The sequence below is a fragment of the Serratia sp. TMDUHS_CL genome, assembly GCF_037137105.1.
In the GTDB taxonomy this organism is placed as follows: domain Bacteria; phylum Pseudomonadota; class Gammaproteobacteria; order Enterobacterales; family Enterobacteriaceae; genus Serratia; species Serratia nevei.
Genome location: NZ_JBBBDV010000006.1, coordinates 123421 through 138366 on the forward strand (window position 1 = coordinate 123421; position 14946 = coordinate 138366).

Annotated in this window: 14 protein-coding genes; 5 read left to right on the forward strand and 9 right to left on the reverse strand. The window is 61.2% G+C overall.

The window, feature by feature from the left end:
• The first annotated feature begins 229 nt into the window (after positions 1–229).
• From WCL58_RS13475 to prc, 3 genes are all read left to right on the forward strand, one after another.
• Positions 230–727: a GAF domain-containing protein gene (locus WCL58_RS13475; RefSeq protein WP_060440088.1), complete on the forward strand. Its 498-nt coding sequence runs from the start codon at positions 230–232 to the stop codon at positions 725–727.
• A gap of 96 nt (positions 728–823) precedes the next feature.
• On the forward strand, positions 824–1534 hold the full coding sequence (proQ, locus tag WCL58_RS13480) for an RNA chaperone ProQ (protein WP_033638287.1): 711 nt from the start codon (positions 824–826) through the stop codon (positions 1532–1534).
• 19 nt (positions 1535–1553) lie between these two features.
• Positions 1554–3602 carry a carboxy terminal-processing peptidase gene (prc, locus tag WCL58_RS13485; protein ID WP_033642845.1) on the forward strand — a complete coding sequence of 683 codons (2049 nt, stop codon included), beginning with the start codon at positions 1554–1556 and terminating at the stop codon, positions 3600–3602.
• A gap of 67 nt (positions 3603–3669) precedes the next feature.
• Here the strand turns inward: prc and WCL58_RS13490 are convergent, their stop codons facing one another.
• From WCL58_RS13490 to WCL58_RS13515, 6 genes are read right to left on the reverse strand one after another with little or no spacing between them, the layout of a single operon-like run.
• A complete protein-coding gene (locus WCL58_RS13490) occupies positions 3670–4515 on the reverse strand; it encodes a DMT family transporter (protein WP_038877656.1) in 846 nt (281 codons plus the stop codon).
• The gene (locus tag WCL58_RS13495; RefSeq protein WP_336851280.1) at positions 4512–5819 is read right to left on the reverse strand and encodes an opine metallophore biosynthesis dehydrogenase; all 1308 of its coding nucleotides are present in this window, start codon (positions 5817–5819) and stop codon (positions 4512–4514) included. Before WCL58_RS13495 ends, WCL58_RS13490 begins: the two co-directional genes overlap by 4 nt.
• On the reverse strand, positions 5812–6609 hold the full coding sequence (locus WCL58_RS13500; protein WP_060419259.1) for an SAM-dependent methyltransferase: 798 nt from the start codon (positions 6607–6609) through the stop codon (positions 5812–5814). Before WCL58_RS13500 ends, WCL58_RS13495 begins: the two co-directional genes overlap by 8 nt.
• A complete protein-coding gene (locus WCL58_RS13505) occupies positions 6597–7382 on the reverse strand; it encodes an ABC transporter ATP-binding protein (protein WP_087763515.1) in 786 nt (261 codons plus the stop codon). Before WCL58_RS13505 ends, WCL58_RS13500 begins: the two co-directional genes overlap by 13 nt.
• Positions 7379–8419, reverse strand: a complete 1041-nt coding sequence (locus WCL58_RS13510) for a FecCD family ABC transporter permease (protein WP_060440083.1) — start codon at positions 8417–8419, stop codon at positions 7379–7381. Before WCL58_RS13510 ends, WCL58_RS13505 begins: the two co-directional genes overlap by 4 nt.
• 2 nt (positions 8420–8421) lie before the next feature.
• A complete protein-coding gene (locus tag WCL58_RS13515; protein ID WP_089185885.1) occupies positions 8422–9513 on the reverse strand; it encodes an ABC transporter substrate-binding protein in 1092 nt (363 codons plus the stop codon).
• Between the two features lie 370 nt (positions 9514–9883).
• Here WCL58_RS13515 and htpX point away from each other — a divergent pair, with 370 nt between their 5' ends.
• Entirely contained in the window at positions 9884–10762 is an 879-nt protein-coding gene (gene htpX / locus WCL58_RS13520; protein WP_033638291.1) for a protease HtpX, read from the forward strand.
• A 51-nt stretch (positions 10763–10813) separates the two neighbouring features.
• Here htpX and WCL58_RS13525 read toward each other — a convergent pair whose 3' ends face one another.
• A complete protein-coding gene (locus WCL58_RS13525) occupies positions 10814–12208 on the reverse strand; it encodes an MFS transporter (protein WP_047727689.1) in 1395 nt (464 codons plus the stop codon).
• A 230-nt stretch (positions 12209–12438) separates the two neighbouring features.
• Here WCL58_RS13525 and kdgR point away from each other — a divergent pair, with 230 nt between their 5' ends.
• On the forward strand, positions 12439–13230 hold the full coding sequence (gene kdgR / locus WCL58_RS13530) for a DNA-binding transcriptional regulator KdgR (protein ID WP_087763512.1): 792 nt from the start codon (positions 12439–12441) through the stop codon (positions 13228–13230).
• Between the two features lie 46 nt (positions 13231–13276).
• On the opposite strand, the gene WCL58_RS13535 is transcribed toward kdgR, so the two are convergent.
• Both WCL58_RS13535 and phnU read right to left on the reverse strand, forming a co-directional pair.
• Positions 13277–14080, reverse strand: a complete 804-nt coding sequence (locus tag WCL58_RS13535) for an ABC transporter permease (RefSeq protein ID WP_089185887.1) — start codon at positions 14078–14080, stop codon at positions 13277–13279.
• A 2-nt stretch (positions 14081–14082) separates the two neighbouring features.
• Positions 14083–14946, reverse strand: a complete 864-nt coding sequence (gene phnU, locus WCL58_RS13540; RefSeq protein ID WP_141959037.1) for a 2-aminoethylphosphonate ABC transporter permease subunit — start codon at positions 14944–14946, stop codon at positions 14083–14085.

A 14946-nucleotide genomic window follows, 5' to 3' on the forward strand; every position in this document is an offset into this window, starting at 1 on the left:
CGCCGGAACTGTCAGCGTAGCTGAAAAATAAACCGGCCGCGTCACCGGCGATCGGGCGCCGGACGGTAAAACGAGGTAAACCGGGATTCTGAGCGGCAAACATACCCCGAGCGGCAGGGTTTTGTGAAGCAACAGATGATTAACCTTGTGGCTATACGCATTTAATGCTTATTTTATAGGGCCTAAGCTTTGGGCTTCTGGCCATCTTCACTGTTTCAATGGTTATCACATGACAAAAGAACAATTCTACGCGGAATTAAAACGTGACCTGAGCGCGTTGCTCGGCGGGGAGACCAACTTTATCGCGGCGCTGTCCAACGCCAGCGCGTTGATCAACGAGCGTCTGGATGACGTGAACTGGGTCGGTTTCTATCTGATGGATGGCGACCAGCTGGTGCTGGGGCCGTTCCAGGGCAAGATCGCCTGCGTGCGCATCCCGGTGGGCAAGGGCGTGTGCGGCACGGCGGTGGCGGAAAATCGCGTGCAGCGCGTCGGCGACGTGCATGCGTTCCCGGGCCATATCGCCTGCGATGCGGCCAGCAATGCGGAAATCGTGCTGCCGTTGGCGGTTGGCGGCCGGGTGATCGGCGTTTTGGATATCGACAGCACGGTTTATCAACGCTTCGACGAACAGGATGAAGCGGGCCTGAAAGCAGTGGTGGCGGGGCTTTGTGAGCAACTGGAACAGTGTGACAGTGCGAAATATGTGACTGTAGCGGCAAGTTGATCGACGGTTAACGTGGCAATTACCGATGGCGTCATTATAATGACGCCTGTTCATGCCTGTGGCTTGTTGGCAATACCGTTGTAATCAGGAAATTTCATGGAAAATCAACCTAAGTTGAACTCTAGTAAAGAAGTCATTGCTTTTCTTGCCGAGCGTTTTCCGCTCTGCTTTAGCGCCGAAGGCGAAGCTCGTCCGCTGAAAATCGGTATTTTTCAGGATTTGGTAGAGCGCGTGCAGGGGGAAGAGAATCTCAGCAAAACGCAATTGCGTTCTGCCCTGCGCCTGTACACCTCAAGCTGGCGTTACCTGTACGGCGTCAAAGTTGGCGCGCAGCGCGTCGACCTGGACGGCAATCCGTGCGGTGAACTGGAGCAGCAGCATGTCGATCATGCTCGCCAGCAGCTTGAAGAAGCCAAAGCGCGCGTTCAGGCACAGCGTGCCGAACAAAACGCCAAAAAACGTGAAGCCGCCGGTGAATCTGCCGATGCCGCGCCACGCCGTCCGCGCCCAGCCGGTAAAAAGCCTGCTGCACGTCGCGAAGGCGGAGCCGCGCCGGAAAACCGCAAGCCGCGCCCACAAACTCGCCCACAGCCAGCTCGTCAACCTCGTGCAGCAAAAGAGGAAAACCAGCCGCGTTATGCGCCAGTCACGGATATCTCTAAACTGCAAATTGGCCAGGAAATCAAAGTCAGAGCAGGCAAGAGCGCGATGGATGCTACCGTACTCGAAATCGCTAAAGATGGCGTACGTGTGCAGCTCTCTTCCGGTCTGGCGATGATTGTGCGCGCAGAACACTTGCAGTTCTGATACGGAGGCCAACCAAGGCATGAACAAATTCGTCAGATTAACAGCGATTGCAGGGCTGCTGTGGGCGGGTGTCAGTTACGGCGCGGAAACAGCCAACATCCGCATCGGCCAACTGCCCCAACTGCAACAGGAACCCCAGCACGCTACGGTGAGTGAGCGCGTGACCTCGCGCTTCACTCGCTCTCATTACCGCCAGTTCGCCCTCGACGCGGAGTTTTCAGGCAAGATCTTCGATCGCTACCTGAACATGCTGGACTACAACCATAACGTGTTGCTGGCCTCCGACGTGGCGCAGTTCGCCGGCAAACGCAATCAGGTTGGCGAAGAGCTGAAAACCGGCAAGCTGGATACCTTCTACGCGCTGTTCAATCTGGCGCAGAAACGCCGTTTCGAGCGTTACACCTATGCGTTGTCGCTGCTGGACAAGCCGATGAACTTCACCGGCAACGGCACTATCGATCTCGACCGCAGCAAAGCGCCGTGGCCGAAAGACAAGGCCGAGCTGGATAGCCTGTGGGATGCGAAAGTCACCTATGACGAGCTGAACCTCAAGCTGACCGGCAAGACCGACAAAGAAATCCGCGACACGCTGACCAAGCGTTATCAGTTCGCCATCAAGCGCCTGACGCAAAGCAACAGCGAAGACGTCTTCCAGCTGGCGATGAATGCCTTTGCGCATGAAATCGACCCGCACACCAACTATCTGTCTCCGCGCAACACCGAGCAGTTCAACACCGAGATGAGCCTGTCGCTGGAAGGCATCGGTGCGGTGCTGCAGATGGATGACGACTACACCCTGATCAACTCGATGGTGCCGGGCGGCCCGGCGGCGAAGAGCAAGGCGATCACCGTGGGCGATCGCATCGTCGGCGTCGGCCAGGCCGGCAAACCGATGGTGGACGTGATCGGCTGGCGCCTGGACGACGTGGTGTCATTGATCAAAGGGCCGAAAGGCAGCAAGGTGCGCCTGGAGATCCTGCCGGCCGGCAAGGGCACCAAAACCCGCGTGGTCACCCTGACCCGCGAGCGCATCCGCCTGGAAGACCGCGCGGTGAAAATGACCATCAAGACCGTCGGCAAAGAGAAGGTGGCGGTGTTCGACATCCCAGGCTTCTACGTCGGTCTGACCGATGACGTGAAAGTGCAGCTGCAGAAGATGGCCAAGCAGAACGTCAAGAGCGTGATCATCGATCTGCGCACCAACGGCGGCGGCGCGCTGACCGAAGCGGTGTCGCTGTCCGGCCTGTTCATTCCGAGCGGCCCGGTGGTGCAGGTGCGCGACAACAACGGCAAAGTGCGTGAAGACGCCGACACCGACGGCGTGACCTACTACAAAGGCCCGCTGGTGGTGCTGGTCGATCGCTTCAGCGCCTCCGCCTCCGAGATCTTCGCGGCGGCGATGCAGGATTACGGCCGCGCGCTGATCGTCGGCGAACCGACCTTCGGTAAAGGTACCGTGCAGCAGTACCGTTCGCTGAACCGCATCTACGATCAGATGCTGCGCCCTGAGTGGCCGGCGCTGGGGTCGGTGCAGTACACCATTCAGAAGTTCTACCGCGTCAACGGCGGCAGCACCCAGCGCAAAGGGGTGACCCCGGACATTCTGATGCCAACCGGCGTCGATCCGGCGGAAACCGGTGAAGCGTTTGAAGACAACGCCATGCCGTGGGACAGCATCAATGCGGCGACCTACAGCAAGACCGGCGATATGGCGCCGTTCGAGCCGGAGCTGCTGAAAGATCATCAGCAGCGCATCGCGCAGAATCCGGAGTTCCAGTACATCGCGCAGGATATCGCGCATTACAAGGCGCTGAAGGATAAACGCAACATCGTGTCCCTCAATCTGGCCGTGCGCGAGAAAGAGAACCACGATGACGATGCGACCCGTCTGAAACGCATCAACGAGCGTCTGGAACGTGCGGGCAAGAAGCCGCTGAAATCGCTCGACGATCTGCCGAAGGATTACCAGGAACCGGATCCATACCTGGATGAAACCGTGCATATCGCGCTGGACCTGGCTCATCTGGAAAAAGATCAGCCCGCTCAGCAGCCAACGCCGGCCAAATAAGGCCGCGTCAGGCAGGATGAAAAACGCACCCTCGGGTGCGTTTTTTTATGGCCGCGTTACGTGCTGCTCAGACGGCTTTCTTGCGGTGGCGCAGCCCGAGCCGGATGCAGGAAACCACCACCAGCAGGCAGCCGATCAGCGACAGCAACAGCGGGACTTCGTGCCAGAACAGCCAGCCCCAGGCAATATTGAAAACGATGCCGATATAGCGCACCACCGAGACCACGATCAGGTTATCGGAGGAAAAGGCCTGGGTTAAGACAACCTGTCCCAACAGCGATACCAGGGCGATGGCGAGCAGGATGGCAAACTGGTAGACGTTGGGCCAGACGAAGGCGTTCCACATCAGCGGCAGCGAGATCAGCGTCGCGATAAACAGGAAATAGAACACGATCTCGTAGTTGTGGTGGCGCTTGCTGAGCTTGTTGACCGACAGATAGGCGATAGCGGCGAACACCGCGCTCATCACGCCGACTAGCGACGCCAGGGTATACGTTGAGAAATGCCACGGCCGCACCAGCAGCACGGCGCCGATGATGACCAGCGCTAGCCAAAATGCGGTGTTGGCGCTGATCCGTTCACGCAGCACCAGCAAGGAAAGCAGAATGGAGAAAAACGGCGACAGGTAGGCCAGCATGCTGGCGTCGGCCAGCGTGAGGTGGGCGATGCTGTAAAAATAACAGATGAGATACAGCCCACCCATAGTGCCTCGCAGTACCAGCAGCGGCCGGTCCTCGCGGCTGAAGGCGACGCCGTGGCGATACATCAGCAGCAGAACCAGCAGGCAGCCGATGCTGCTGCGAAAGAACACGATTTCCCCGGTGGGGATGTCGTCGGCGATGGTTTTGACCAGCGCATTCATGACGCTGAAAATCAGCGAGGCGAAAATGGCCAGCAGCGCACCCTGATTCATGCTTGCCCCCGCCACTGACGGTAGGTGATGGCCGCCTGTTCGTCGCAGGTATCGTCCAGCAGCGAATGATGGCAATGCTCGGCGCCGATCCGGGTGACGAAGCTCTGCAGCGCCTGCTGAAAGCGCGCCAACAGGCGCCGGGCGGTGGGCATCTCGACGCCAAGCCGCTCCGCCAGCAAGACCAGCGTGCGGAGTTTTCGCACGTCTTCCAGCGGCACGCGCGGCAGGCACCACAACCCTTGAGCATCCTGAAAGACGCGGGCGACCCTGACGGCGGAAAAATCATAATAGCGACCCTGCGCGTCCGGTTCGGAATAGGGATCGACCAGCAGCGCGGTATAGCGCGTAAACAGCGCATAGCGTTGTTCCGCCGGCGCGAGCTGCGGGAAATGGTCAATCCAGCGGCGGCTCACCATGCGGGAGGGAACCGGGTAGCTGTCGTCGTTCAAAAAGCGCAGCAGGTTGATCTCCTCGACGCCGAGATGGTTGAGCAGCCTTTTGTAATCCTCCGACAGTTCGAGCATATCGGCGATAACCTCGGGACAGAGGGGCCCTTCGGGATAGGTTTTATACAGGTATTGCACCGGCGCCTGCGGCTGGAATATCGCCTGCAGCGTGGTGTCGGCCAGCGCCAGCGGCGGATGAACATAGTTGGTGATGCTGAAGCGCTCGGCGGCCAGCAGGCTGTCGCAGCGCCGGGCGTCGATAGCGTGACGCGCCAGCACCGAGCCGATCCAGTCGAGTTCGGCGGAGTCTGGCGCCGGGCTTTGGGCCGCGAGATAGACCCGCTGTTTAAAGGCTTTGGTAAAGGCGCGATAGGGCTGCGCCGCATCCTGATATTTGGTGTCGGCGTAATAACTGGACAGACTGATGATCCCGACGTGGGATTGGCCAGCCGCCTGCAGCAGGCTTTGCACCATCAGGCCGGAGCCGATGGACGGGGAAAGCAGGATCAACGAACGCAGGTGGGGTAAGGTGGCCCACGGCACCTGCCGCAGCACCTCGTAATAGCGATCGGCGGGCACCGCGAGGATCAGCCGCTGCCAGTCGCCGCCGATGAGCGACAGATCGTCGCAATAACTGTCTACTGTCACCTGCGCATCGCGCTGGGTCTGCCGCGCCTTGCCGACGCCTTCCAGATGCAGACTGGGCGTGTGCGCCAGATGCGCCTTCAGGCGTTGTCCTTTCTCGCTGGGGCGATTGTACAGGCCGATGCGCGTGTCGGCCGCGGCCTGGATATCCGCAGCCAATTGGATCGCCGCCGGACCGGCGCCGAGGATCAGGGTAGGAAATGCGTTATTCATGGCGATGAGACTCCAAAATCAAGAGATCGTACAGCGGGGTGGCAACCGGTTTACCGCTGACGCGCCAGGGTGAACGGGCAGCCAGATGGTGATAAGGGCAGTTGAAGATCGACTTAAGGCCGTTACCGTAGCGCAGCAGCAGTTTGCCGCGCTGGGGCAGTAAAGGCCGCAGCTGCGTCAGCAAGGTCTGCTTGTCCGCCACCAGAGAGGCGATGATGATGTGATCGATGTCGCGGTCGGTCAGGCCGTTCAATTTATCGATGCAGGGGATTTGCCGTGACAGCCCCAGATGGCGCGTGAGGCGGCGGGCAAAACGCTGGGCCGCCGGGTCGCAATCGTAGCAAATGACGGTGGCGGAGAGCCTGGCGACCAGCGCCAGCGCGGTGGTGGGCAAGGCGCCGCTGCCCACCAGCAACACTCGTTCACCGGGTTTGATGTCGGCGGCGGCGATCTCCAGCTGCAGGGCGCTATCGAAACTGTTCAGGTAGGCGTTGGTCTGCGCCGGCTCCCGGCAGAGCGTGGCGACGCGATGCTTCTCGTAATCGCACAAGGCGGCATTGGCCACCGCTCGCAGCTGGGTGATTTGCGCCGTTATCGAGCGATCGTTTTCCAGCTTGCGGCGATAGGCCTGCAGCTGCGGCAGATCGTTAAAGGCCTGCAGGCGGCTGAAGCGCCGTTCCAGCAGGGAAAAATGGCGCCGATCTTGCTGGGCGGAACGGTGAAGCTGGTGGATTTCCTGTTGCAAGCCGGCGAGTTGCGCCAGCATGTCCGCCTTGGTCAGAGTGTACATGGGGTTTCTCCGTGTGCGTGTAACAGCTGTGTCGGCAGCAGAAAGGGGTAGCCTTGGGGGCTGATGCCGCTTTCGATACCGACGCCAAATACGCGGGACATCATCGGGTGCCCCATCATCTGATGGGTGTCGCCGTGGCAAATGACGCGTCCGTGCTCGAGCAAGGTGAGAGAATGGCAGTAGCGCAGCGCCAGCCCCAGATCGTGGATCACCAGCAGCGTGATGCAGCGATGACGCCGGCTGTAGTCGGCGATCTGATTGAGTACGCGCAGCTGATGGTGGATGTCCAGCGCGCTGGTGGGCTCGTCGAGTAAAATGAGCTGCGGCTGAGAGACGAAGGCCTGCGCCAACATCACCAACTGCCGCTGCCCGCCGCTGAGGCGGTTGAAAGGGCGATCGGCAAGTGCGGAAATGCCGCATTCCGCCAGCGCCTGTTCGACCGCGTCGGCCTGTGCGGCGCTGACGCGCCACCCCAACTGCCGTACCTTGCCCAGCAGCACCATGTCAAACGCGGTCAACGCCGACTCGCTGCGATTGAGTTGCGGCACATAGGCGATGCGGCTGGTTTTCGGATCGAGCGGGCGCTCGCGGTAGGCGATAGCGCCGCTGTGCGGCAGCATGCGATTGATCGCTTTGAGCAGCGTCGATTTGCCGGCGCCGTTGGGCCCGATGATGCCGCCGAGCTTTGCCTCCGGCCAGGCCAATGAAACGTCGGCTAACAGCTGACGTCGATGCAGCGTGACGCCGACGCCGGTGAGGGTCAGTTGAGTCATGGGCGTTTAACCTGTCGGGTGACGAAGTAGAACAGCACCGGCACGCCGATTAAGGCGATAACGATGCCGATGGGCACTACGCCGTTCGGCAGCACCAGTTTGGCGACGATCGACGCGCACAGCAGCAACAGGCTGCCGCAAAGGGCGGAAATGCAGATCAGATAGCGTTGATCCTCGCCCACCAGAAAACGGGCGAAATGCGGGGCGATCAGCCCGACGAACCCGATGGTGCCGACAAACGAGACCGAGGCGGCCGTCAGTAAGGTCGCCAGCAGAAAGGCCAGCTTGCGCAGCGCGCTGACGTTGATGCCCAGCCCCTGGGCCTGTTCTTCGCCGGCGGACAGTGCGGTCAGGCGCCAGGCCAGCCGCAGGCTGACGACCAGCGCGCAGAACAGGACGCCACCGGTGATCGCCACGCCGTGCATATTGGCTTTGAGCAGGCTGCCGAACAGCCAGAAGACGATTTGCTGCATGGCTTCGGGCGAGGCCAGAAACAGCAGCAGGGATTGCAGCGACTGAAAGAAGAACAGCACCACGATGCCGCTCAGCACCAAAATTTGCGGCGTCATACCGCGGCGCTGTCCCAGCAGATAGATAGGCACGCAGGCTAACAGCGCCATCAGCGAAGCCAGCAGCGGCGTGCCCAGCGCCAGCGCGCCGCCCAGGCTGAATCCGGTGATGATCGACAGCGCCGCGCCAAATCCCGCCGCGGCCGAGATCCCCAGCGTATACGGGCTGGCGAGGGGGTTGGCCAGCACGGTCTGCATCAACAGACCGGCCAGCGCCAGGCTGGCGCCGACGACCAACGCGGTGAGCGTCATCGGCAAGCGAATCGACCAGAAAACCACCTGATGCAGCTCGTTGCCTGGCGCGGAGCCGGGCCAGAGCATGGGCAGGATATCCGAGAGGCTAAGGTGCGCGGCGCCGACGGTCAGATCGACGACGGTGGCCGCCAGCAGCGCGCCGAGCAGCGCCAGCGTCAATAGCCCGCGGCGCAGCCTGCGCCGTTGTAAAAACGCACGTCCTGTGTGGGCCACGGCTACTCTCCTTGCCAGCGTTGCAGGAAGACGCCGTCAGCCTCTATCGGTAAGTATTGGCGGTAGAACTGCGCCAGGTTGCGTGGGGGATCAACGTCGGCAAACGCGGCCGGATAGAGAGCTTTCGCCAGATACTGAACAAAAATAAAATCGTAAATCGTGCGCGCGCCGCCATGGTAGAGCGCATAGAGGCGCTGGTCTTTTATCGCCGGCAGCTGCGGCCAACCGGCACGCTGGGCGTACTGAGCGAGGCGTGCCTGAAGGGGGGCCGCCTGTGCGCCGTAGCCCATCGGTACGGCGTTTGGCATGTTTTCCCAGTCGCCGCCGGCGAGGAAAATGACGTCCGGCTTTTGGGTCAGTACATAGTCGGCGCGCAAAGGCGCGGGGCTACCGACGACGCCGGCGGCGATATTGCGGGCGCCGGCCAGCTGTAACAGCGGCCCCCAGACGGAGGCGCCATAGCTGCTGCTGTATTCGCCGGGCCCCTTGTCGCCGAGTTCGATATAAGCGGTCGGTGGCGGCAGCTGCGCCTCGCGAATACGCCGCTGAGTCTCTTCAAGGCTCTGCCGATACTCGCTGGCCAGCCGTTCTGCCCGCTCGGGGTGGCCCATCGCCTGACCCATGGCCCGAATGCTGGCGAGTTTGACTTCCGCACCCTGGTTGAAGTCGACGACGATGTAAGGAATGTTGAGCTGTTGCAGCACCGGTAGGTAGTTGGCGAAGCCGTCGAGCTGCCATTTCGCCAGGATCAGCAGGTCTGGCCGCGTGGTCAGCAGGCGTTCGAAGTCAAAGCTCTGATTGTAGAGCGAACCGACATCGACCAGCTGAGCGAGCCGCGGCAGAGCCGCCTGATAACGCGGCCATTGGCTGGTGCGCAAGGCCCAGTCGCTTTTAGAGAAGGCGGCCACCTGTTGAAAACTGTCCGGGCCGTTCACCGCCAGAAAATCTTCGTAGTAAAAGCCGATATAGGCGCGTTGTGCGGGGGCGGCCAGGGTGACCTGGCGTCCTTCTGCGTCGGTGAGGTGGATTTCAGCTTGCGCGACGTGGCAAAAGAGCAGCCACGCAGTCAGCATGCAGACGAGGCGAGGTAACATGATTGACATCCCTTTACGATTAAATGTGATGTTATAATGTAACAATTAATCGCGGGATTCAAACTTTCCTGTCAGGCGAGGCGAGCGCTGCGTGAGCGAAGGCGGTGAGAGCCTGGCGGCCATAAAAAGTGTGCGGGCAATTTTTCTCGACGTCATTTTGCACGGGCCAAGAATTTTTTCTGAGAAATCCCTCCGCCTTGCGCAACAATCGTTTACAATTTGCCAAATCCCGGTCGCGCGTCGTTTTTGTAAAGTTTCGTATTTTTAGTAGGTTAATGACGTGCGACTCTTGAAACTGTGACGAATGCCCATACGATCTAGGGTATCTTAGACAGCGTTTTGTTAACATTTATGAGGAAGTAAACATTTTATGATGCGTATAGCTCTGTTCCTGCTCACCAACCTGGCGGTGATGTTGGTTTTCGGGCTGGTGCTCAGCCTGACAGGAATCCAATCCAGTAGCGTTCAGGGCCTGATGATCATGGCCGGTCTGTTCGGCTTCGGCGGCGCTTTCGTGTCGTTGCTGATGTCCAAGTGGATGGCGCTGCGCTCCGTCGGCGGGGAAGTGATTGAACAACCGCGTAACGAAACCGAAAACTGGCTGCTGGAAACGGTACGCCGTCAGTCGCAGCAGGCGGGCATCGCCATGCCGCAGGTCGCTATCTACCACGCGCCGGACATCAACGCCTTCGCCACCGGCGCGCGCCGTGACGCTTCGCTGGTCGCCGTCAGCACCGGCCTGCTGCAGAGCATGAGCCGCGACGAGGCGGAAGCGGTCATCGCGCACGAAATCAGCCACGTCGCCAACGGCGATATGGTGACCATGACCCTGATTCAGGGCATCGTGAACACCTTCGTCATCTTCATTTCGCGCCTGATCGCGCAGGTCGCCGCCGGCTTCCTGGGCAATCGTGATGGCGAAGGGGAAGGCAACGGCAACCCGATGATTTATTTCGCGGTGTCGATGGTGCTGGAACTGGTGTTCGGCATCCTGGCAAGCATCATCACCATGTGGTTCTCGCGTCACCGCGAGTTCTACGCCGACGCCGGCTCCGCCAAGCTGGTGGGCCGCGAGAAGATGATCGCCGCCTTGCAGCGCCTGAAAACCAGCTACGAACCGCAGGAAGCGGGCAGCATGATGGCGTTCTGCATCAACGGTAAATCCAAGTCGTTCAGCGAGCTGTTCATGTCGCACCCGCCGCTCGACAAGCGTATCGAAGCGCTGCGTTCCGGCCAGTACCTGAAGTAATCGGCTGAATGAAAGGAAAAACCCCGGCTCGCCGGGGTTTTTTTATGTCCGTTATTTCACCTCGCGGCTTGGCTGCGCCGTTGGCGCCGTCGATTGGGTGATGCGCAGGCTGCTGACCGCCGCCGCCAGAGTGGCGAACACGCCGGCCAGGATCAGCGATGCGTGGGTACCAGAGGTGGGGAACAGGTTGAACATCAGCGCCACCAGCGCGGCCCCCGAGGTTTGCCCCAGCAGGCGAGCGGTGCCCAGCATGCCGCTGGCGCCACCGCTGCGGTTACGCGGCGCGGCGGAGATGATGGTGTGATTGTTGGGCGACTGGAACAGGCCGAAGCCGGCGCCGCACAGCACCATGCGCCAGATGATGTCCCCATTCGACGGATCCGCGGGCAGCAGCGCCAGCGAGAACAGCCCAAGTGCGAACACCGCCAGCCCAATGCAGCCCAGCAGGCCGGCGTGCACGCGCTCCACCAGCCGGCCGGCGATCGGCGCCATGACTACGATCGCCAGCGGCCACGGCGTCAGCAGCAGCCCGGTCGCCACTTCGTCGCGGCCCAATGCGCTTTGCAGGAAGAACGGCAACGACACCATCGCCAGCATTTGCGCAGCAAACGAGCAGATTGAGGTGCCCATCGACAGGGCGAAGATCGGGATGCGCAGCAGGTCGACCGGCAGCAGCGGAAATTCCTGGCGCAGCTGGCGGCGCACGAACACCGCGCCAATCGCCAGCAGCGCGGCGATCTCGCTGAAGATCAGCGTCAGGCTTTGGCCCTGGGCGAAGCCGCTGATGGCGGTGATCAGCAGGCCGAACGTCAACGCGTTCAGCACGGCGCTGGTGGGATCGAAACGGCGGTTATCGCTTTTTTGGCCGTTGGCCGGCAGGAACTTCATGCCCAGCAGCAGCGCGACGAGGCCGATCGGCAGGTTGATGGCGAACAGCCACTGCCAGGAAGCGACCGACAGGATCGCCGCCGCCACCGTTGGCCCGGCCGCCGAGGAGCAGGCGACGATCAGTGAGTTGATGCCCATGCCGCGGCCGAGAAAACGCTGCGGATAGATGATGCGGATCAGCGCGGTGTTGACGCTCATGATGGCGGCGGCACCAAAGCCTTGCAGCACGCGGGCGATGGTCAGCGTAAGCAGCGAGTCGGACAGGGCGCAGAACAGCGAGGTAATGCTGAACACCAGCAAGCCGGCCTGATAGATGCGGCGATAGCCGATCAGATCGCCGAGCGACGCCAGCGACAGCAGAGACACGGTGATCGCCAGCTGATAGGCGTTAACCACCCAAATGGAGCTGGCCGGGCTGGCGTTGAGATCGCGCGCGATCGTGGGCAGCGCCACGTTGGCTATCGCGCCGTCGAGCACGGATACGGTAATGCCGAGGGCGATGGCGAAGATCGCCCCATAGCGTTGCGGGACGGGGAGGCCGTCGGAACAAGGACGCATGTTGGTCTCAGCGGTATTTATTCAGGGGAGTATTATCATGCTAATCATATTCGCCCGTGATTGCATGCCCCTTGTCCGCTTTATTGTAAACGGCGGTGAGCGAGCCGGGGTTATCCATTTGGCTTCAATCGCTTAGCGTTCAGCCGCGTTGCGCGCCGCGATCTGTTCCGATTATACTGAAACCCTTGTTTAAATTTCCTGAAACAAAACCGTTAAGTAGGGTATTCACCATGGCTAACGCAGATTCAGACAAGCAACCGGATGCCGTCTCATCCGTGATGAAAGTGTTCGGCATTTTGCAGGCGCTCGGCGATGAGCGCGAAATTGGCATTACCGAACTGTCCCAGCGGGTGATGATGTCCAAAAGCACCGTCTACCGTTTTCTGCAAACCATGAAAGCGTTGGGTTACGTCTCGCAGGAAGGCGAGACGGAAAAGTATGCGCTGACGCTCAAGCTGTTCGAGCTGGGCGCCAAATCGCTGCAGAACGTCGATCTGATCCGCAGCGCCGACGTACAGATGCGCGAGCTGTCGAACCGCACCCGCGAAACCATCCACCTCGGTGCCCTGGACGAGGACGGCATCGTCTATATCCACAAGATTGACGCAATGTACAACCTGCGCATGTATTCGCGCATCGGCCGCCGTAACCCGCTGCACAGCACCGCCATCGGTAAAGTGCTGCTGGCCTGGCGCGATCGGGATGAGGTGGCGCAGATCCTGTCGCAGATTGAATTTACCCGCAGCACCGAGCATACGCTGACTAGCGCCGCCGAACTGTTGCCGGTGCTGGATCGGGTGCGGGAGCAGGGATACGGCGAAGATGCCGAGGAGCAGGAGGCGGGGATCCGCTGCATCGCGGTGCCGGTATTCGATCGGTTCGGGGTGGCGATCGCCGGGCTGAGCCTCTCTTTCCCGACGCTGCGTTTTTCCGAAGCGGCGCGGGAGGAGTATGTGGCGCTGCTGCACGTCGCCGCCCGGCGCATCAGTGAACAGCAGGGCTATCACGACTACCCGTTCTAACCCTTCGCTTCGATGAACAAGGCGCGGCCATGGCAGCGCCTTGTTGCTATTTTGCGCCCGGCGTCAGCCGCTGCGCAATCCGCTCCAGCACTAACATCAGCAGCAGCGTGGCCGCCACCAGGATCATGGTCAGCGTCGCGCCGTTGGCGATGCTGCCGCGATCGGTCAGGCTGAAGATAGTGACCGGCAGCGTCGCCCAGCTCGGTGGGTAGATCATCATGGTCGCGCCCAGCTCACCCATCGACAGCGACAGGCTGAGGGCGAAGGCGGAGATCATATAGGGAGCGATCATCGGCAGGGTGACGTGACGCAGGCGAAACAACGGCGAAGCGCCCAGGCTGGCGGCGACGTTTTCGTAGTCGCTCGAAAGCCGGGTCAGCCCGGCCATCACGTTGCCGAAGGTGAAGGCGGAAATCAGCACGAAGTGGGCGATGGGCACGATCAGGAAGGTACCGTTCATCTGCAGCGGCCCCTGGCTGAATGCCACCAGCATGCCTAAACCGATCGACACCGAAGGCACCGCGCTGGGTATGAAGAACAGCGTACTCAGCAGGCGCTGGCCGCGCCCCTGATGGTGGCGCAGCGCCAACGCCGCCCAGGTGCCGCACAGCAGCGCGAACAGGCTGGCGCTGAAACCGATAGCCAGGCTGGCGACCAGCGCGTCCCAGGAGGCGCCGCTGAAGGCCTGGCGGAAATGGCTTAGAGTGAAGCCGCTCGGCAGCACGCCGTTCCACTGTTCGCTCAGGCTGGACATCAGGATCACCGCCAGGGGCAGGCAGAAGAACAGGGCGAACAGCGTGACCGCCAGCGTGCAGGTCAGGGTGCGGCCGGTGCGAGACCAAATCAACATCGTCAGTTCCTCAGCCCGGCGCGCGCCGCGGCGTAGCGGTAAAGGGAGAACAGCCCGAGCGACAGCGCGATATTCACGACGGCGATCGTGCAGGCGCCGGCGTAATCCGACTCCAGAATCGCTTTGGAGTAGACCATCATCGGCAGCGTGGTGACGCCCTTGGCACCGATAAACAGCACGATGCCGAATTCATTGGTGGTCAACAGCAAACACAGGCTGCCGCCGGCCAGCAAGGCCGGCAGCGCGGCGGGCAAAATCACCTGGCGCACCACGCGCCCCGGCCGGGCGCCGAGAATGCTGGCGGCCTCGAGCTGGCTGCGATCGATCTGCGACAGCGCCGCCATCAGCGGGCGCATCACCAGCGGCGTAAACACGGTGATTTCCGCCAGGATCACGCCCCAAATGGAGTAAAGAAAGTCCACCGGCGGCAGGGTAAAACCGAAGGCCGCCATCAGCGTGCCGTTCAGCAGGCCGGCGGATCCGTAGATAAAGGTGAAGGCCAGCGTGATCAGGAAGGTCGGCATGGCGATAAAGGTATCGATCACCCTGGCGATCAGCCGGCTGCCGGGGAACGGCGTAAACACCAGCAGCAGCGACAGCAGGGTGCCGAGCACCAGGCAGCCCAGCGTCGCCAGCAGCGCAATCTGCAGCGTGTTGAGCAGGGCGCCGACAAAGCGTCGGGATTCGAACACCTGTTGCAGCGCGGCGGCGCTGAACAGCCCCTGATCGTCGGTAAACGCCTGTTTGACGATCAGCGCCAGCGGATAGAAAAACAGCGTCGCCAGCACCAGCAGCGGCAGCAAGATCCACAGACGGCGCGGCAAGCGCAGCCGCAGAGCCGGGCGAATAAGCGTAGAGTCGGTCAT